The organism is Blautia sp. Marseille-P3201T (genome assembly GCF_900120295.1).
In the GTDB taxonomy this organism is placed as follows: Bacteria; Bacillota; Clostridia; order Lachnospirales; family Lachnospiraceae; genus Blautia.
Window position 1 is genome coordinate 1 of record NZ_LT635469.1, and the last position, 18,996, is coordinate 18,996.

The window sequence follows — 18,996 nt, forward strand, 5'->3', positions numbered from 1 at the left end:
GAGGCATTTTTCCGCCCGATGTATGAATACTTTCATCGGAAGCTTCTGGAAAGAAACTTCGTAATGGCTGATGAGACTCCTCTTCAGGTTTTGCATGAAGAAGGGCGTCGTGCTCAGACAAAGTCCTATATGTGGCTGTTCCGTAGTGGAGAAGACGGTGGTATCCCGATCATTCTCTACAAGTATTCACCAACCCGCGCCGGAGACAATGCCGTTGAATTCCTTCAGGAATTTAACGGCTATCTGATGTGTGATGGTTACAGCGGATACAATAAAGTATCAAAGGCAAAGCGGACAGCCTGTTGGGCACATATCAGAAGATACCTGACAGATGCCATTCCAAAAGGAAAGCAGCTGGATTATACCCAGCCTTCCGTACAGGGCATGATGTATATCAATCAGCTCTTTCATCTGGAAGATATCATTAAGGCAAAGCACTCATCCTTCGATGCTATCAAAAAGGCCAGACTTGAGAAAGAAAAGCCGATAGTGGAAGGCTTTTTGTCGTGGCTTGATAAACAGAACCCTGTCAAAGGTTCGAGGATGGATAAGGCTGTAACATATATCCTGAACCGGAGAGACTATCTTATGACCTATCTGGAAGATGGACGATGCAGTTTTTCTAACAATCTCAGTGAAAATGCGATCCGTCCTTTTACAGTCGGCCGCAAAAACTGGCTGTTCTGCGATACACCTCATGGTGCCCAGGCCAGTGCTATAGTATATACGATGGTAGAGATGGCCAAGGCAAATGGAGTAAATATCTATCACTATTTAACCTATCTTCTGGAAAAGCTGCCAGATGATAGTATGAGTGACAATGAATTAGATCAACTTGCTCCATGGAATGAAAAGGTAAAAGCTGAGATAGGGCGTCGAGCAGAAAACTCAAATCAATAATAAATCATATGTGAATTATCAAGGTATTCCGGTTGCTGAAAAGTAGCCGGATATTTTTCTATCAACGGCTGAAATCTAAGCGCTTACGAAAAATCTAAAATATAAATGATTAGTGAGAGGTATTACAAATGGAAGATTTATTTTGAAGAAAAGGAATTTTGAATGATGCTGGAGATGTATTACGAGCACGAATTACTCATGATAATAAAAAAATTTTAACAATATCCCGAGATAACGGTAATTATAAATATAGTAGGACAGAATATGGGAATGGTACGGTTGTAAAAACTAGAGTAATTAAAAAAAGAAAATGAGATTTTTGAATATTAAGGATTTATATTTTGTAGAAGTGATTTTAAGAGTAGAAGAAGTAGAAAGTAATACGAGTTTGGTATTATAATTTACCAGGCGATACAAAGTAGAAAAATGGAAAAATCTTATAAAATCAAGAAAAAAGAACAGAAAAAGATTAAAAATCTAAAATAAGGAAATGGTTGGTAAAATGGTTTGGAAAAGTTGAAAAATAAGGCTATGTGAGATACTATATAGATGAAAAGTGCGTAAAAACGTTGGATAAATAAGAACATGAGATGTGTTTAACTCTTTTCGAGCATGTTGATGAATTTGTCTAAGCTCAGTTGAATAAGAACATAAAGCGTATTTAAAGCAAATGGAGAATATTGGGGAAATAATGTTTTTTGCATTGTCCCCAAATACGCTAATAAGAGGATTTAAGGAGAAAAAAGCAATATGATAGATTGTTAGAGTGTGATTGGCATTATCGGAGTTTGTTATATTGGATGAATATGGTGAAGAATTGAAAGTATTTATTTGACATAAATTTTCCAAAGATATATAAAGAAATTAAATGAAATGGATAATGATGAAGTGGGCAGAAAGAAGTATAACTAAGACATAGAGGTTTTAAACAGAATGTGTAGAATAGAAGATGGTAAGGAAACAAATTAGAAAAATTGGAGGGTAATAGAGGATTACATATAAAACAGGTCAGTAATACTGAATGAGTAAAAAATTATAGGAATTATATATCAGTTATTCTAGCAAGGAAAAAACTCCTTACTGATTTTCAGACATTAAAAAGTTGAAAATCAGTAAGGTCTATTATTTTATAGGAAATTTCTATCAGCATTTATCAAGTGGTGACAATGCCAACGGCAAAGGAAACCAGTTACAATTTTCAGGCAACTGTGTTTCGTCTAAAATTAAATGGTAATTAGGAGAGAATAAAGCTAAAATACTTTCAAAAGAAGAAAATTCCAAATTGGATTTTTCTTTTGATTTTTTTAATTGTGTAACGGAAGGAGCTCCGTTATCTACTTGAATTCGAAAACTTCCTTGCTCTTTTATAGTAATATCCAAACTTCCTGAGGTTAAAGGAATATATGAAGATTTTACATTTAAGAAAAATTCTAAAACCTTAGGATAATCAAAAATCATATAATTATCATCCAGAGATGTTGTAAATGACTCAAAGAGCTGGGTACATCCTTTAATAAGGCTGGTATCATAAGGGGCAATCCGCAGAAACAGTTCTTTTGAATTACTTTCTTTTAAGCATTTTTCTAAAGAAGCAAAAAGCAAATCTTCATCGGTTAAATACATTTCTAATATGTGGTTTCCTTGGAGGGCAACGTACCCTTTACATATCTGATTTTCTAATATACCATAAAATTTTGTATTCCAGCTTTCCATAATGAAAAGAAAATCTTTAGGATTTCTTTTAATAAATAATATTTGATTTTCCTGTATTGCCCGGATTTTGGCGAGCAAAGGATCTTTTTCATTTTGAATTTGGCGGAGAGTTATTTTGCGTTCTGGAAATTTTTGACGACAGTGACGGAAATTATCCGATGTAAAACAATACTGGAAAACAAATCCTCCTTTTTCATATCCGTAGTATTGATAGCGGTTTCTAAGACCTGAAAGAGTGCTCATAGAGATATTATTGTCTTTCATGTCCTGAATAGCTGTATGCATTAGATTACGCATATATCCTTTTCCTCTGGAATAAGGATGAACCGAAACGCTGCCTACAGTAGCGCAAGTGATTGTTTTGAATCCACAACACAAGGTAATGGGAAGAACACATACGTAGGCCTTGATTTCTCCATTTTCCAAAGCAAGATAGTGAATAGATTTTTCTTCTTGGCCTTCTTCATACAGTTTGGGAAGAAGTTGACGAAAATCATGAGGACTATGGGACATGCTAAACACCATATTAATAAAATTCAATATGCTAGGGAAGTCTTTTGGAAGTGCTTTTCTGTAAATAATCATGTTAATCTCCTTTTTATGATGAGCTTTATTGCCTGTATTTTAGCATACCCCTTAGTACTATACAATAAAACAGTGGCTGTAGTGTGAAATTGGCAATTGAATGGATAGAATGTTGATGTTATAATGATTTAGAAATAGAGGTGCAGCTTAATAAGAATTGAGATTTTATTATGAAGAGGGAGAAATCAGATGAAAAAGAGAAATGTTTTGTTAATATGCTGCAGCATATTGTTGGTATTAGCAGGATGTGAAAAAAAAGAGAATGCCAATGAACTTCATCAGGGAAATGAAACGGTTCAGCAAGAAAGTTTAAATGAAAATGATGAAGCGAAGGAAGAACCAGTAGAGGTAAATATCTATAAGATTAATCCTGACAATGAAGAACGTGTAATAGAGGTAAAAGAATGTGAAGAATTAAATGAAACAATTCTTTGGGAGTTTTTAAAAGAGGCAAAAGTTGTTCCAGAAGAAAGCAATGTATTATCTTTGGAAGTAAAGGGAAATCAACTTGAATTAGATGTAGATATTGCTTTTGGAGAGTGGTTGAGGAGTTTTGGAACGACTGGGGAAAAAGAGATTATTAGTTGTGTTGTAAATACATATCTGGATGCATATCAAGCTGACGAGATAAAAATTACAGAAGAAGGACAGACATTATATTCAGGTCATACAGAATATACAGAATATTTAAGAAAATTTGAATAAAACTTATAGGGAGAGAACAAATGAAAAAAAAGTTAGCTAAATGGGCTGTAACGATGATTGCAGGAGCCATAATTGCATTATCAGCCCCGGGAAATGCAGTAAATGCAGCAGAAAAAACGCAAATTCAGGAAGAAGAAACAAAATCAACTGAAAATCCATTGAATTATATTTATATTGATGAGGCGCAATTAGAAGAAGAGAGTATGCAAAGTATTGTTCTTTCATGGGGAGAAAATACAGCAGAAATTTTAGATATAACGTTAACTGTGGAGGATGAGAATGGCTCACGAACAAATTTAAATGTGGAGAAGAGAGTGGACGAACTCTTTTTGTATGAACACAGTTTTGAAAATGGTATTTATCATGTGTCGGAGGTAAATGTTACAACAAGCTCAGGTGTAAGAACTTTTACAGCTGAAGAGCTTAAGATAGATGCTTATTTTGGGGTTGGAAAGAAAGTCGATGAGAGTATTAAGAGTGATTACATAGAAATGGAGAGCCAGTCTGCAGAAAATGCAGTGGTTACAATTGAGACAGATAATGCGGCAACAGTTGAGAAAAGTGTTGCAGATGCACTTTCTGAGCAGGCTGTGCCATTGACTGTAAATAAAAAGGAAAGAAGCAATTCTAATTTAGTCATTGTGCTTGATCCCGGACATGATGCCAGTAAACATCCAGGAGCAACTTCCCATGGCGTTAAAGAGGAAATTGTAACTTTAAAAATTGCAGAGTATTGTAAGGAAGTGTTAGAGCAGTATTCGGGTGTATCCGTATATATGACACGAACAGATGGAAATTGTCCGTATCCTGGTACGAACAGTATAGATGATATCATCAAACGTGTAGAGTGGGCAAAAACAAAAGATGCTGATGTGTTTATCAGTTTTCATATCAATTCTTCGGTTTCTAGTGCAGCACAGGGAGCTGAAGTATACTATCCGCAAGGAGAGGAAAATGCCCAGGAACTTGCCAAAGATATTGTAGGTGAACTTGCAAAACTAGGTCTTAAAAATCGTGGGGATAAAGGCGATGACAGTTATGCAGTAATAAGGCATTCAAAGAGAAATGGCTTTCCTGGTTTAATTATTGAACATGCGTTTGTATCAAATGCATCAGATGCAAAATGGTTCCAAACAGAGGAAAATCTTAAAAAATTAGGTCAGGCAGACGCAGCGGGAATTATCAGTCATTATGGTCTTACAAAAGATAAAGGTAAGTGGGAATTTATAGGTAAATATTGGAAATGGAATGAAGGAAATGGCAAGTATGCAACAAGTACCTGGAAATTCATAGATAATACATGGTATTATTTTGATGCGAATAGTAATATGACAACAGGCTGGCAGCAGATTGGCGGAACATGGTACTATATGAACAGCAGTGGAGCAATGACAACAGGCTGGCAGCGAATTGGCGGAAGCTGGTATTATATGACCGAAAGCGGAGCAATGGCAACGGGTTGGCAGCAGATTGGCAATCAGAAATATTATTTGAATGAAAGCGGAGCAATGGCAACAGGCTGGCAGCTTGTTGAGAATATATGGTATTATTTTAATAATTCTGGCTATCTGTTGAAAGGCGAACAGACAATTGTGGGAAAAAAATGGTATCTTGATGAAAATACAGGAGCGTTATATACTGGTTGGCAATTAATTAATAATAAATGGTATTACCATACAAGTGAGGGACGAAAACAAACGGGTTGGCAGCGAATTGATGGAATATGGTATTATATGGACGCTAGCGGAGTGATGACAACAGGCTGGCAGCGAATTGGCGGAACATGGTACTATATGAACAGCGGTGGAGCAATGACAACGGGCTGGCAGAAAATTGACGGAACATGGTACTATATGAACAGCGGTGGAGCAATGACAACGGGCTGGCAGCAGATTGGCAGAACATGGTACTATATGAACAGCGGTGGAGCAATGACAACAGGCTGGCAGCAAATTGGCGGAACATGGTACTATATGAACAGCGGTGGAGCAATGACAACGGGCTGGCAGCAGATTGGTGGAACATGGTACTATATGAATGGAAGCGGAGCAATGGTAACCGGTTGGCAATTACTAGGACGTAATTGGTACTATATGAACGGAAGCGGAGCAATGCTTACAGGATTTCAGACTATTGGAAATCAGACCTATTATATGAATGGAAGCGGAGTAATGCAGACCGGCTGGCAGCTTATTGAGAACATATGGTATTATTTTAATAATTCTGGCTATCTGTTGAAAGGCGAACAGATAATAGGCGGGACAAAATGGTATTTAGACAGCAGTACAGGAGCGTTATATACCGGCTGGCAATTAATTAATGGAAAATGGTATTACTATACAAGTGTAGGTGTGAAACAAACCGGCTGGCAGCAGATTAATGGAACATGGTACTATCTGGATGGCAGTGGAGTAATGCAGACCGGCTGGCGGACTATTGGAAGTCAGACATATTATTTTAATGGAAGCGGAGCAATGGTAACGGGCTGGCAGCTTATTGAGAACGTATGGTACTATTTTAATAATTCTGGTTATCTGTTAAAAGGTGAACAGATAATTGGTGGAACGAAGTGGTATTTGGATAATAGTACAGGAGCATTACATACTGGTTGGCAAACACAGGCAGGAGAAAAATACTATTATAATGACTATGGAAAAAAGCTGACTGGCTGGCAGAGTATATCAGGGAAAAAGTATTATATGAATGAAGATGGTGTTGTACAGACTGGCTGGAAAAACATAGAGAATGTATGGTATTTTTTTGAAAATTCAGGCGAGTTAAATGATAATCCATCTTCAAAACCGCCAGTAAACAATGGTGTTGAATTCTACTATGAAATAGCTGGGAATAGTTCCGTTACTGTAGAGCAAATGGTGAATTATTATAAAAAAAGCGGAAAGTCTTATCCAACTGAGGCTTTAAAAGCAGGTGGAGCTGCAACTATTGAAGAATTTTGTAAAATTTATTATGAAGAATGTGAAGCAGAAGGAATTAAGGCTGAAGTAGCATTTGTACAATCTATGATTGAAACAGGATTTCTGCAATTTGGTGGAAGTGTAAAAATTGAGCAGTTTAATTTTGCAGGATTAGGTGCTACCGGAAATGGTGTCAGCGGCAATTCTTTTGAGAATGTAAGAATTGGTATTCGAGCACATGTCCAGCATCTGAAATGTTATGCGAATGCTGAACCATTGCAAAATGAATGTGTTGACCCAAGATGGGGAGAATGGCTTAGAAACAAAGCACCGTATGTAGAATGGCTGAGTATTCCGAATAATCCCCATGGAACAGGGTGGGCAGGCGATGCAGATTATGCTGCAAAGATTTTAAAAGGAATTCAAGGTATGAAGTGATATAGAATTGTATCAGGTATCTCGTTAACAGGAAGATATTAGAAAATTATCTGAAAGGATTTTTTTCTAATATCTTCTTTTGGATTTTGAATATTTTTGAAATGGTTTCGACTGTATCAGCGAAACAGACTACCTTACTTTTTTCAACATTCTTTCGTGCATTACTGTCATCAGTGCTAAAATAAGAAGCAGATACACGGGCAGCAGTGCAATTTGAATATGGTTGGCAATAAGCCCAAACAAAGGCGGCATCACGCAAGTTCCAATATAAGCAAATGCCATCTGGACACCAATCATTGCCTGAGACTTATCCTTGCCGAAATTCACCGGTGTAGAGTGAATGATACAGGGATATACAGGGGCACAGCCTAAACCGATTAAGATAAAACCACAAAAGGCTGCCAGACTGCTCTTTGGAATGAAAAGTGCAGCAATTCCTGCTAGAATAAATCCTTCTCCAAGACGTATCATTTGAGTATCATTGAATTTTAATGTGAGAAAACCACTAATAAATCTTCCTGTAGTAATTCCAATAAAAAACAATCCTGCAAAGCTTGCAGCAGTTTTGGCATCTAATCCATGATGCAGAACAAGATAACTGCTTATCCATAAGCTTGCGGTCTGCTCCAATGCGCAATAGCAGAAAAAGGCAGTCATTACTTCCTTTGCTCCGGGAATTTGCAGAACCTGACGCAGAGAGAGTGCTTTTTCAGGTGTTTTTTCAGTGGGGTTTTTAAAATGCCCTGTGCTGCCGTCACGATTTTTCCAGAGAGGCAGACTGAGAAATAAAATCATTGTCAGCACAATCTGGAGAATGGAAATTATACGATAGCCCGCATTCCAGCTGTACCCGTTGGTCAAAGTATAGCCCATAAGATAAGGACCTAAAGTTGCACCCACTCCCCACATACAATGGAGCCAGCTCATGTGCTTGCTGGTATAGTGAAGTGCTACATAGTTGTTTAAAGAAGCATCTACACTTCCGGCTCCCAATCCGTAAGGAATTGCCCAGATACACAAAGCGGCAAAAGAATGGCTGATGGAAAAACCGAACAGGGCAAAAGCTGTCATCAGAACACTAAAGGCAGTTACCTTTCCTGTGCCAAATCTCTTTGTCAGGCGGTCGCTTTGCAGACTGGAAATAATAGTTCCAAGAGCAATAATCATAAAGACGGCACCTGAATAAGAGACAGGTACAGAAAACTCCCTGTATATAACTGGCCATGCAGAGCCTAAAAGCGCATCGGGAAGTCCTAAACTGATAAATGCCAGATAAATAATAGCTAATAATAAATGAAACATCAGACGTTCCTCCTTCTAATATATTCTTTAAAAGAATATCGTTAAACTGCAAAAAATGCAAGAATAAAAAGATATTGAATAAAGAACAACAAAACTTGCATTTAAATCATAATTTCGGTATAGTATGTTCCATAAAATAAACACAAAAGAGGAGATCCTATGGTTTATACGTGGAGTGAATTATTTTGGATTTTTTATATCTATTCCTTTATTGGATGGTGTGCAGGAGTTATTGCCAATGCTCTTCGCAGAAGACGATTTGTAAATACAGGATTTTTAAACATTCCCCTTTGTCCCATTTATGGAATTATAGGAGTTGCTTATTGTATCTTTTTGCCTGAGCTGACAAATAAGATTTTCTTCCTGTTTTTGGGAGGCTGTGTCATTGCGTTTATCGTTATTGTAGTGACCGGCGCTGTTTTGGAAAAAGCTTTTAACAGGAAATGGTGGGATTACAGCAAGAGACGTTTTCAGTTTCAAGGATATTTGAATTTTATTCATTTAATATTCTTTGGCGTCAGCGCTGTAATATGTATGCGTTTTATCAATCCGCTGCTGGTAAAATTGATGAGCTTTATTCCCGGACAGATATTATTGATTTTAGAGATTGTTTTCGGAGTTATTTTACTGGTCGATACCATTTGTTGTGTGACAACGGTGCTTCAGATTAAGCATACGATTAAGACACATAAATTTGTGGACTATGTGCAGGGAGCTACAGAAAACTTTGGAAATGCATTGACGAAAAAGGTACAGCATAGAATGGAAAAAGCCTATCCGAATATTGAGAAGGAACGCATTATTCAGGCTGAAGAACCTAAGAAAGAGCCGAAGGTCTTTGCTGAAGGCTGCTGTTTTTATAAAATTGTAGGACTGTTTTTTATCGGGGCATTTCTGGGAGATATTACAGAAACGATTTTTTGCCGTATTACAGCAGACAAATGGATGAGCCGAAGCAGTGTGGTATACGGTCCGTTTAGTATTGTATGGGGGCTTGGCTGTGCCTGTCTGACAGCATTTTTGTATAAATATAAAGATAAAAGTGACCGTTATATTTTCCTGTACGGAACAGTTTTAGGCGGTGCTTATGAATATATTTGCAGTGTGTTTACTGAGCTGGTGTTTGGAACGGTATTCTGGGATTACAGTAAAATCCCTTTCAACTTGGGTGGACGCATTAACTTGTTATTCTGTTTCTTTTGGGGAATTGCGGCAGTGGTATGGCTGAAAATTCTGTATCCTGTTTTCTCCGGCTGGATTGAAAAGCTTCCGAAAAAAGGCGGTAAAATTATTATGTGGGCAGCTATTGTATTTATGGTAATCAATATGTTGATTTCAGCCCTTGCTCTTTATCGCTATAATGACAGAATAGAAAATCCTGTTCCGAAAAATAGTTTGGAAAAGATTTTAGATGAGCGTTTTGATGATGAAAGAATGGATAGAATTTATCCCAATGCAAAGAGAGGAAGATAAGAAATGCATACCAATGAGATGACAGAGCTTATGAATATCTGTATGATTTATGACAACCATGGAAATGTATTGCTGCAGAACAGAAGAAAGAAAAATTGGGCGGGAGTAGCGTTTCCCGGCGGACATGTAGAAGAAGGAGAAGCCTTGGTGCCTTCCGTTATTCGGGAGATAAAAGAAGAAACAGGACTTGACATTAAGGATGTAAAGCTCTGCGGAGTGAAAGAATGGTTTAAGGATGGTGTGCGCTGCATGGTGTTCTTTTATAAAACAAATTGCTTTTCAGGAACGTTGCAGTCCTCTGAGGAGGGCGAGGTCTTCTGGGCGCCGGCAGATAAGATTTCAGAATATCCGCTGGCAAATGACTTTGAGAATAATTTAGAATTGTTTTATTCAGAAGAAATCAGCGAATTGTTCTATGGGGCAGATGAAGCACGTATTTTGAAGAAATATTAAGGAGGTTTTACAATGAGAGAATTATTAGTAGTTGTGGACATGCAGACAGATTTTGTAGATGGAGCTTTAGGCACAAAAGAAGCTCAGAATATTGTGGAAAATGTGGTTACTAAGGTAAAATCTGCTAAGGAATGTGGAAAAGATATTATTTTTACTATGGATACACATCAGGAAAATTATCCGGAAACTCAGGAAGGAAAGAAGCTTCCTGTTGCCCATTGTATCAAGGGAAGTAAGGGCTGGGAAATCATTCCGAAGCTTCAGGAATTGGCACAGGATTGTATGATTGTGGAAAAACCTTCTTTTGGAAGCACACAGCTGGCACATATTGCTGCCAGAGGGCAGTATGAAAGAATTGAATTGGTTGGACTGTGCACAGACATTTGTGTGATTTCCAATGCTATGATATTGAAATCTTCACTTCCTGAGGCTGAGATTTTTGTAGATGCAAATTGTTGCGCAGGGGTATCGCCGGAAAGTCACAGAAATGCTTTAGAGGCAATGAAAATGTGCCAGATAGAAATATTGTAGAACTAATTGTAAACTCATGTAAAGAATGATAGAATATCGTATAAGAACAATCGTGTTGCAGGGTGGCTGACCTCTAGCATTACTGACATTCGTTTTTACGTTTTGTAAGTAGTGTTTTAAGCATAGAAAAACCACCCGTTGAACTTTGGCCGAGTCTCTTGGGTGGTAATCCATAGATTAAAAGGTCAACCCCTTGTGGGCGGTTGTTCTTGTTGTGATATAACATAGTTGTAACATCTCGACCTAATAAGATATAATCTTAGGAGGAAACGAGGTATGTTACAGATGAGTCAATACTATGAACCAGAATTCAAGAAGAAGATAGTCCGTCTTCATCTTGAAGAGGGAAGATCCCTCAAAGGTCTTGCTGAAGAATATGGTGTATCCAAAGCAAGTATATCTATTTGGACAAAACAATTCCGTGAAGAATGCCAAACAAACGACGAAGCCAAAGCCGATTATGATTACATGAAAGAGAATCTACAGCTTAAAAAGCAACTTGCAGAACTCCAAAAGGAAAATGACTTCTTAAAAAAAGCAGCGGCATTCTTTGCGAAGGAAATCGATTAGAGGCTTATCGATTCATTCAGAAATACAACAAAGACTTTGGACTCAGATGGCTTCTTAGAAAGTTTAACATCTGTCCAAATGCTTATTACAATTATCTAAAAAATCGAAAAGCTGATTATCATCAACAGAAAGATGAGATCAAAGATTCCATTCGAGAAATCTATCATTCTCATGGCGGAGTTGATGGATACAGAACTATACATGCCTATCTTATTCGTAAAGGATACGATATTAGCCGCTTAACAGTTCACAAATATATGAATACTGAAATGCAGTTGTTTTCAATTTCAAGAAAAAAGAAAACAACATATGAACATGGCGTCGCTCACAAAGTATACGAGAACAAACTGAATCAGAATTTTCGAGCAGATGAAATCAATCACAAGTGGTGTACAGATTTTACTTATCTTTTCCTGACGGATGGCAGCAAGCGTTATAATTGCACGATTATAGATCTACATGACCGAAGCGTTATTGCAAGTATAACGGACAGAAATATAACCGCTGATTTAGCGAAAAGAACGTTGGAAAAAGCAATTCATTCTCAACCAGGAATTGACTTGAGCAAGCTTCTCGTGCATTCGGATCAAGGAAGCCAGTACACATCAAAAGAGTTCACTGAATTTTGTGAGGAGCTTGGCATCACTCAAAGTATGAGTAAGGCTGGATATCCATATGATAATGCTCCTATGGAAAGATATTTTAATACATTGAAAAATGATCTTATTTACCAGCATTATTATCGTACAGAGGAAGAACTTTACACAGCAATCGAAGAATTTGCGTATGTACAATATAATCATGTACGACCGCATTCTTATAATAACTACAAAACGCCTTATGAGGCACGCTACGGGAGTGTATAACTCCTGTAGTGGAAATTAGGTCGTAGTGTTACAAAAAAGCTTGACCACAACATCTTTTTACTTTATTATAAGCCGGAAGGAAAGATTTTTCAACTGTTAGTAATGATTAAATTAAAGATTTTTAGGGTTGCACTGCGACGGAGCATTGTTATAATTATAGAAGCAATCCGCCGCAGGCAAAGAATTCTACAAATAGAACTCTTTCTATTGTTTTAGAAAAGTTATCTCAGCAGTGAATAAGTCAGCGTCTGTGGAAATTTCCAGCCGTCCGCCCTGCAGTTCTGTAAAACTCTTTGCAATGGCAAGACCAAGTCCGCTTCCTTCTGTATTTCTGGATGCATCTCCTCGTACAAATCGTTCTGTAATTTCATTTGGATTGAAATTCAGCTCTGTGGCAGAGATGTTTTTCATAATAATTTTTACATGATTTTCTGTATTTTCCATAGTGATATATACTCTTGTGCGAGGCATTGCGTATTTTGTAATGTTTACAATCAAGTTTTCAAATACGCGATAAGTTCTTTGGCTGTCCAGAGGAAGAATGACTTTTTCTTCCGGAAGCTGCCAGCGGAAAATTAAATCCGTTGCATCAATTTTATCCTGAAGTTCCAGTTTTACCTGACGCATAAGGCTGACAATATCAACATCCATAATGTTTAAGGTGACAGTTTTGCTTGTTGCCTTGCTGACTTCAAACAAATCTTCGATTAAAATTTTTAAGCGGTTTGCTTTCGTATCCAGTATTTCAATATATTTGTGTCTGTCTTCTTCTGATAAATCTTCATTTTTCAAAAGGTCAACATAAGTGATAATTGCAGTAAGCGGAGTTTTCAAATCATGGGAAACATTGGTAATTAAATCTGTTTTCATTTTTGTACTCTTTACTTCTTCTTCTACGGCTTTTTTAAATCCGGTCTGAATTTTGCCGATTTCGTCACGGAATGGTTCAAATACACCTAAATCTTCGGGAATTGTACCGTTTAAGTTTCCTTTTGCCAGTTCATTTGTTGCTTCCAAGAGAAGCTGATACTGGTCCTGAATTTTTCTCAAATATTTTCTCAGCAGGAAGAATAATGCAACGGAGTAAATAACTAATACACCAATTCCCCAAACCCAGAATAGACTGATGAAACCTAAAACAATAAAGTTGATTAAAATAACTTTGAATAAGATTTTGTTTGTATTTCCACGGAGGTCTACATGAAGCAGAGCCTGAATTACTTTTTCTATCTGTTTTCTGAGCCACGGATATATACGGTAAACGAGAACACTTTCCTTTATATATGTTTTTGGCCCAAGAACGAAAATTCTTCGAGCACAGCCGGCAGCCCAATAACAGGTGGTAAATACACCAATCCAGCCAAATAGTCCCCATAAATACTGCAAAGTGTTAGCAAGAAACTCAGGAGAGCCGATGCTGGTTAATACATTGTAAATTGCCTGCTGACTGAGGTTATTGGAATTATAGGCCACGGCCAGCGCCATAGCAATAACTGTACAGGATACAGCAAATACAATTTCAAAAGGTAATGCAAATATTTTTTCCCACTTCCATGTGAAGAATTTAAAGGAAGGGAGAACAAAAGCAAGAATAGCTACAATACCCATCAGAGTTGCCAGAAGAGTAACCAAATCACCTTCGTGGTTTCCTGCGTAATAGTCTGTCTGGTAGATGAAACCGGAGTCTGTATTCTTCAAGGATTTTAAACTATCTTTTGTCATGCCAAAGTAGTAAATTCTGTCTTGTGGTTTTTGGAATTCTTTGTTGTAGTCATAGTTTTCGTCATAATTAGAAGCAGGGTTGGACTTTGCATTTTTATTTAAAACCTGTGAAGTATTGGTACGTTCATGGGAAATAAAATTGGTAAAAGTAATATTTCCGTTTTCTCCATATCCGATTGCACCAAGGAACGCATAATCGCTGTCCGTGTTTAGAATATTGTCTTTTTGGCAGTCAGATAAAAGGGAAGATAAAGAGTTTTCTGTTTTATCTGAACCACGATTGCTGTCTATGATTTCTTCGCTTTGTGCATCCACTACCTCATATTCAATATAAGGACGGAGAAAAGTGAAGTCTCTTTCCCAGTCTCTGTACATATCATTTGTTGTTTCAGCAGCCCATTGCCAAGGCTCTTCATAGGTATAATCATCTTCGTCTTCATCACCGGAAGTTTTTTCATAAGGGAAAAAGATGTCAAAAGGCGTCAGCGTTGTCTGATTTTCTCCCTGTATTTCTTCTGCGTGAAGAACATAGGTACTTTTTACTAAAAGGTCGGGCAGATTAGATGAAGAAAAGGGAAAGTTATATCCATCTGCGCCGGTCTGTTGTTTAATGTAATGAGGTCTTATAATCATCATTGCCAGAGAAGGCAGGAGGATTATAAGAGCAATAAGAATAAGAGTTATTTTATGATAATTTTTCGATTTTGTATCCAACTCCCCACACCACCTTTAAATATTTTGGTTCCTTCGGATTAATCTCGATTTTTTCACGAATATTTCGCACGTGAACCATGACAGTTTCTGTATTGATTGCCCGTTCATTCCACACACGTTCATAAATTTCGTCAGCCGAGAATACTCTTCCGGGATTTTTTATAAGTAACAGAAGAATTTTAAACTCCATAGGAGTCATTTTTACGGGAGTATCATCTACCCGTACTTCAAAGGTATTTTCATTGACTTCCAGACCGCCTATAGTATAAATGGTGTCTGTACGTTCGGTTTCCTTTGCCTGAAGCTTTTCCATAAACTTACGGTATCTGCGCATCTGAGAATTTACCCTTGCCATAAGCTCCATAGGAGTGAATGGTTTTGTAACGTAATCATCTGCACCGATATTCAGTCCCATGATTTTATCTACTTCTTCAGATTTTGCAGAGAGCATAATTACAGGGAAATCGTGTTTTTCTCTTAACTTGATGGTCATAGTAATACCATCCATGCGAGGCATCATAATATCTACAATGGCAAGATGAATTTCCTCCTTTTCTAAGACCTCCAGCCCTTCTATTCCGTCCGCAGCCATGAAAACCTCATAGCCCTGACTTTTCAGGTAGATAGCAACGCCTTCACGAATATCCTTGTCATCTTCTACAATTAAAATATGATTCATTTCCATGATGTTTTCTCCTGTTCCTCTGTCTATAACAGATATTAAAATATAAATATAAAAAGTGATGTGTGAAAAAATATAAGAATTTCTAAAGAAAACCTTCGCAAATTATATAGCACAAAATGCGAAGGTCTTTACATATTATTTCCGGAAGAATTCTTTGATTTTATCCAACCGAGTAGTCATACCTGCCAGCATAAAGTCTAAAATTACCAATGCTGCCATGGCTTCTACCACTACAACGGCTCTTGGAACAATAATCGGGTCATGTCTTCCGTGAATTTCAATTTCAATATTTTCCCCCTGACGATTTACAGTTTGTTGTAGGGCTGCAATAGAAGGAGTTGGCTTAAATGCAGCGCGAAATATAATGTCACAGCCATCGCTCATTCCGCCTGTGATACCGCCGGAGTGATTGCTGTGTTTTTGGCGGCAGCCGTTTTCATCTATATAATAGCCGTCATTATTCTGTAAACCTGTGGAGCGTGCGGCGTTCATACCATCTCCGATTTCAAAGCCTTTTACAGCTCCAATCGAGAAGATTGCTTTTGCAAGAGCAGCATCCAGCTTTTCAAAAGCAGGCTCACCCACTCCGGCAGGGACACCGCTTATGATACATTCCACCATTCCCCCGGAGGAATTACATTCTTTCATGCACTGCTCCAGATAATCCTGTGCTTTTTCGGCTGCCTGAGCATCCGGCATATAAAGAGGGTTTTTCTGAATTTCTTCTTTAGTAAAGTTATCAGGATTAATTGCCACAGGGCCTATGGCGCTGGTATAGGCACAGATAGAAATTCCCAGCTCTTTTAAAAGCTTTGCGGCTACTGCACCGGCTGCAACTCTTCCAATGGTTTCTCTGCCTGAGGAACGTCCGCCGCCTCGATAGTCACGAAAACCATATTTGATATCATAATTTAAGTCTGCATGACCGGGGCGGTAATACTGTGCAATTTCGCTGTAATCTTTGGAGCGCTGGTCTTTGTTGCGTACTATAAGAGAAATCGGTGTACCGGTAGTTTTTCCTTCGAATACGCCGGACAGGATTTCCACAGCGTCATCTTCCTGACGTTTTGTCGTATAGCGGGACTGTCCCGGTTTTCTGCGGTTGAGATATGCCTGAATATCTTCTTCACTAAGGGGAAGACCGGCAGGACACCCATCAATGACAACTCCAATTCCCTTTCCGTGAGACTCTCCCCATGTACTGACACGGAATATATTTCCTAATGTAGAACCATACATAAATAACCCTCCCCTAAATTAAAAAACAGTGTAAGCTGCAACAGCAGCGATTGCCTGCAACAGCAGGATAATCGGAAGTCCTATGGTAAACTTCGGATGTTTCGTCTTGTGACGGAACAGACGCATACCACAGATTGCACCCAGAGAACCGCCGCATATGGCAATGCCTAAAAGTGTGTTTTCTGATATTCTCCACTGATGTGTTTTGGCTTTTTGTTTGTCAACACCAAAGCAGATAAATGCCAGAATGTTCACAGCAACCAGATACATCATAATATTTTTAACAATCAATTTTTTACTCCTTTGTGCTTGTCAGATTGATTTCTCCTGCAAGATTTTTATAGAACATTTCTTCGATTTTTTTTCTTTCCCAGTGCTTGCCTAAAATCCACATAACCTTTGTGACAACTGCCTCTGTACTCATATCATAAGCTTCAAAGACACCTGCTTCCAGCGCGGCCTTTCCTGTTTCATAGAGGGAGAGATTGCTGCCCTCGTAAGGACACTGGCTTTTTACCACAACAATCATTCCTTTTTGGATAACGTCTCTTAAATCATTCATAACTTCAGAAGACAGGGAAGGAATTCCGCCCATTCCAAAAGCTTCGATAATCAGTCCGCGATAGCCCTGCTCATAAAGGAACTGGAAAATCTTTCCGTCAAATCCGGGAACCAGTTTAATGAGGAAGACTTTTTCCTCTAAACGGCGTTCCAGTACACAGCTTCCTGTTGGCCCGGGAATATAAGAACGCTGAATATCAAGTCCACGGGAATTAATTTCTCCCACATAAGGGTAGTTAATACTTTCAAAAGCATGAAAACTGGTGGTACGCACTTTGGAGGCTCTTGTTCCCAGAATAACTTTGCGGTTAAAGGCAAGGAAAATGCCCGGCATTCCGCTTCCTGCCATGTGAATGGCGCAGCGGCAGTTTTCTACGGCATCTGCCAGAGGATTTAAAATAGAAAGCTGGCTGCCGGTAATAACTACAGGAATTGGAATATTTAAAAGCATAAAGGACAGGGCAGAAGCTGTGTAAGCCATGGTATCTGTACCGTGAAAAATAACAATTCCATCATAAGAAGTATACTTTTCGTAAATGGTTTCTGCCATAGTCTGCCAGTTGGAGGGCTGTATATTTGCGCTGTCCAACTGGAAAAGCTCGTAAAAATCCACATCATATAAATTGGTGATATCTGAAATATAAGATAAGATATCATTGCTGGAAAGTCCGGGAACCAGCCCCTTTTCATTTTGTACACAGGCAAGTGTACCTCCCGTGGTAATAATCAAAATTTTCTTTTTCATTCTTTTTTGCTCTCCCAGCGTCCGGAAGCACCGCAGGGAAGTACCAGATTTGTCTGGGTAACAGGAAGTCCGATTTCCTGTGAGTCTACGGTACCGTTAAAATTCTTTAATTCTGTTGCCAACATATAGGTAAGCACAGCAGGAGCCAGCCCTGTTGTGTAAGAATTTACAAGGAAAAACAGCGGTTCGTCAGAGAGTATCTGGGTACACAGCTTAATCAGAGGATGAATGGCATCCTCGATTTTCCAGATTTCGCCCTTCGGACCTCTGCCGTAAGAAGGCGGGTCCATAATAATGGCGTCATATTTGTTTCCTCTGCGAATTTCTCTCTCTACAAATTTTACACAGTCATCTACCAGCCAGCGAATAGGAGCATCCTTTAATCCGGAAGATACGGCATTTTCCTTTGCCCATGCTACCATTCCCTTAGAGGCGTCTACGTGAGTAACCGCAGCGCCTGCAGCAGCAGCGGCTAAAGTTGCACCTCCTGTATAGGCAAAAAGATTTAAAACCTTAATAGGACGGCCTGCATTTTTGATTTTCTCAGAAAACCAATCCCAGTTGGCTGCCTGTTCAGGGAAAAGCCCTGTGTGTTTAAAACTAAATGGCTTTAAGTTAAAAGTCAGGCTTTTATATTGAATGGTCCACTGCTCAGGCAAATCAAAAAATTCCCATTCTCCGCCGCCTTTTTTGCTTCTGTGGTAATGGCCGTTCATGCGTTTCCAGCCTTTGTGTGTTTTTGGGGTGTCCCAGATAACCTGAGGGTCAGGACGTACTAAAAGGTAATCTCCCCATCGCTCTAATTTCTCTCCATTTGAGGTATCTATGATTTCATAATCTTTCCATTGATTTGCAATCCACATATTTTAATCCTTCCTA

Annotated in this window: 15 protein-coding genes; 7 read left to right on the forward strand and 8 right to left on the reverse strand. The window is 38.4% G+C overall.

The genetic code is table 11. The features are described 5' to 3' along the window. Positions 1-900 (forward strand): IS66 family transposase (gene tnpC / locus BQ7352_RS05000; RefSeq protein WP_143143375.1); only part of this gene is annotated, 900 nt, incomplete at its 5' end. A gap of 1,143 nt (positions 901-2,043) precedes the next feature. Here tnpC and BQ7352_RS05005 read toward each other — a convergent pair. Then, positions 2,044-3,198, reverse strand: a complete 1,155-nt coding sequence (locus tag BQ7352_RS05005) for a GNAT family N-acetyltransferase (RefSeq protein ID WP_072447518.1) — start codon at positions 3,196-3,198, stop codon at positions 2,044-2,046. Positions 3,199-3,387: 189 nt separating this feature from the next. On the opposite strand from BQ7352_RS05005, the gene BQ7352_RS05010 reads away from it, so the two are divergent. Next, positions 3,388-3,903 (forward strand): GerMN domain-containing protein, encoded by a 516-nt coding sequence (locus BQ7352_RS05010; protein WP_072447520.1) that lies wholly within the window; start codon positions 3,388-3,390, stop codon positions 3,901-3,903. Positions 3,904-3,923: 20 nt separating this feature from the next. Beyond that, a complete protein-coding gene (locus BQ7352_RS05015) occupies positions 3,924-7,256 on the forward strand; it encodes an N-acetylmuramoyl-L-alanine amidase (protein ID WP_072447522.1) in 3,333 nt (1,110 codons plus the stop codon). Between the two features lie 129 nt (positions 7,257-7,385). Here the strand turns inward: BQ7352_RS05015 and BQ7352_RS05020 are convergent, their stop codons facing one another. Then, the gene (locus tag BQ7352_RS05020) at positions 7,386-8,558 is read right to left on the reverse strand and encodes an MFS transporter (protein ID WP_072447524.1); all 1,173 of its coding nucleotides are present in this window, start codon (positions 8,556-8,558) and stop codon (positions 7,386-7,388) included. A 159-nt stretch (positions 8,559-8,717) separates the two neighbouring features. Between BQ7352_RS05020 and BQ7352_RS05025 the strand changes: the two genes are divergently transcribed. The 4 genes from BQ7352_RS05025 (at position 8,718) to BQ7352_RS05045 (ending at position 12,451) form a co-directional block, all read left to right on the forward strand. Further along, positions 8,718-10,031, forward strand: a complete 1,314-nt coding sequence (locus BQ7352_RS05025; protein ID WP_072447527.1) for a putative ABC transporter permease — start codon at positions 8,718-8,720, stop codon at positions 10,029-10,031. A gap of 3 nt (positions 10,032-10,034) precedes the next feature. Beyond that, on the forward strand, positions 10,035-10,484 hold the full coding sequence (locus tag BQ7352_RS05030; RefSeq protein ID WP_072447529.1) for an 8-oxo-dGTP diphosphatase: 450 nt from the start codon (positions 10,035-10,037) through the stop codon (positions 10,482-10,484). Positions 10,485-10,496: 12 nt separating this feature from the next. Continuing rightward, positions 10,497-11,015: a cysteine hydrolase family protein gene (locus BQ7352_RS05035; protein WP_072447530.1), complete on the forward strand. Its 519-nt coding sequence runs from the start codon at positions 10,497-10,499 to the stop codon at positions 11,013-11,015. Between the two features lie 276 nt (positions 11,016-11,291). Beyond that, a protein-coding gene (locus BQ7352_RS05045; RefSeq protein WP_118401458.1) for an IS3-like element ISRgn1 family transposase occupies positions 11,292-12,451 on the forward strand; the annotation gives its coding sequence in 2 pieces (ribosomal slippage) (positions 11,292-11,544 and positions 11,544-12,451; 1,161 coding nt in all). A gap of 204 nt (positions 12,452-12,655) precedes the next feature. Here the strand turns inward: BQ7352_RS05045 and BQ7352_RS05050 are convergent. From BQ7352_RS05050 to BQ7352_RS05075, 6 genes are all read right to left on the reverse strand, one after another. After that, entirely contained in the window at positions 12,656-14,887 is a 2,232-nt protein-coding gene (locus BQ7352_RS05050; protein ID WP_072447534.1) for a sensor histidine kinase, read from the reverse strand. Beyond that, a complete protein-coding gene (locus tag BQ7352_RS05055; RefSeq protein WP_083429857.1) occupies positions 14,859-15,572 on the reverse strand; it encodes a response regulator transcription factor in 714 nt (237 codons plus the stop codon). Before BQ7352_RS05055 ends, BQ7352_RS05050 begins: the two co-directional genes overlap by 29 nt. A gap of 135 nt (positions 15,573-15,707) precedes the next feature. Continuing rightward, positions 15,708-16,811 carry a chorismate synthase gene (aroC, locus tag BQ7352_RS05060; RefSeq protein ID WP_072447536.1) on the reverse strand — a complete coding sequence of 368 codons (1,104 nt, stop codon included), beginning with the start codon at positions 16,809-16,811 and terminating at the stop codon, positions 15,708-15,710. 18 nt (positions 16,812-16,829) lie between these two features. Next, a complete protein-coding gene (locus tag BQ7352_RS05065) occupies positions 16,830-17,102 on the reverse strand; it encodes a DUF1294 domain-containing protein (protein WP_330390387.1) in 273 nt (90 codons plus the stop codon). A gap of 4 nt (positions 17,103-17,106) precedes the next feature. Further along, positions 17,107-18,117 (reverse strand): asparaginase, encoded by a 1,011-nt coding sequence (locus BQ7352_RS05070; protein ID WP_072447538.1) that lies wholly within the window; start codon positions 18,115-18,117, stop codon positions 17,107-17,109. Then, positions 18,114-18,980, reverse strand: a complete 867-nt coding sequence (locus tag BQ7352_RS05075) for a class I SAM-dependent methyltransferase (RefSeq protein ID WP_072447540.1) — start codon at positions 18,978-18,980, stop codon at positions 18,114-18,116. The genes BQ7352_RS05070 and BQ7352_RS05075 overlap by 4 nt, the downstream gene beginning before the upstream one ends. Positions 18,981-18,996 lie beyond the last annotated feature (16 nt).

What these genes read in the sequence shown, in the direction of transcription:
- BQ7352_RS05005 (WP_072447518.1), bottom strand. Translation starts at nt 3,198, where the DNA reads ATGATTATTTACAGAAAAGCACTTCCAAAAGACTTCCCTAGCATATTG.
- BQ7352_RS05010 (WP_072447520.1), top strand. Translation starts at nt 3,388, where the DNA reads ATGAAAAAGAGAAATGTTTTGTTAATATGCTGCAGCATATTGTTGGTA.
- BQ7352_RS05015 (WP_072447522.1), top strand. Translation starts at nt 3,924, where the DNA reads ATGAAAAAAAAGTTAGCTAAATGGGCTGTAACGATGATTGCAGGAGCC.
- BQ7352_RS05020 (WP_072447524.1), bottom strand. Translation starts at nt 8,558, where the DNA reads ATGTTTCATTTATTATTAGCTATTATTTATCTGGCATTTATCAGTTTA.
- BQ7352_RS05025 (WP_072447527.1), top strand. Translation starts at nt 8,718, where the DNA reads ATGGTTTATACGTGGAGTGAATTATTTTGGATTTTTTATATCTATTCC.
- BQ7352_RS05030 (WP_072447529.1), top strand. Translation starts at nt 10,035, where the DNA reads ATGCATACCAATGAGATGACAGAGCTTATGAATATCTGTATGATTTAT.
- BQ7352_RS05035 (WP_072447530.1), top strand. Translation starts at nt 10,497, where the DNA reads ATGAGAGAATTATTAGTAGTTGTGGACATGCAGACAGATTTTGTAGAT.
- BQ7352_RS05055 (WP_083429857.1), bottom strand. Translation starts at nt 15,572, where the DNA reads ATGGAAATGAATCATATTTTAATTGTAGAAGATGACAAGGATATTCGT.
- aroC (WP_072447536.1), bottom strand. Translation starts at nt 16,811, where the DNA reads ATGTATGGTTCTACATTAGGAAATATATTCCGTGTCAGTACATGGGGA.
- BQ7352_RS05070 (WP_072447538.1), bottom strand. Translation starts at nt 18,117, where the DNA reads ATGAAAAAGAAAATTTTGATTATTACCACGGGAGGTACACTTGCCTGT.
- BQ7352_RS05075 (WP_072447540.1), bottom strand. Translation starts at nt 18,980, where the DNA reads ATGTGGATTGCAAATCAATGGAAAGATTATGAAATCATAGATACCTCA.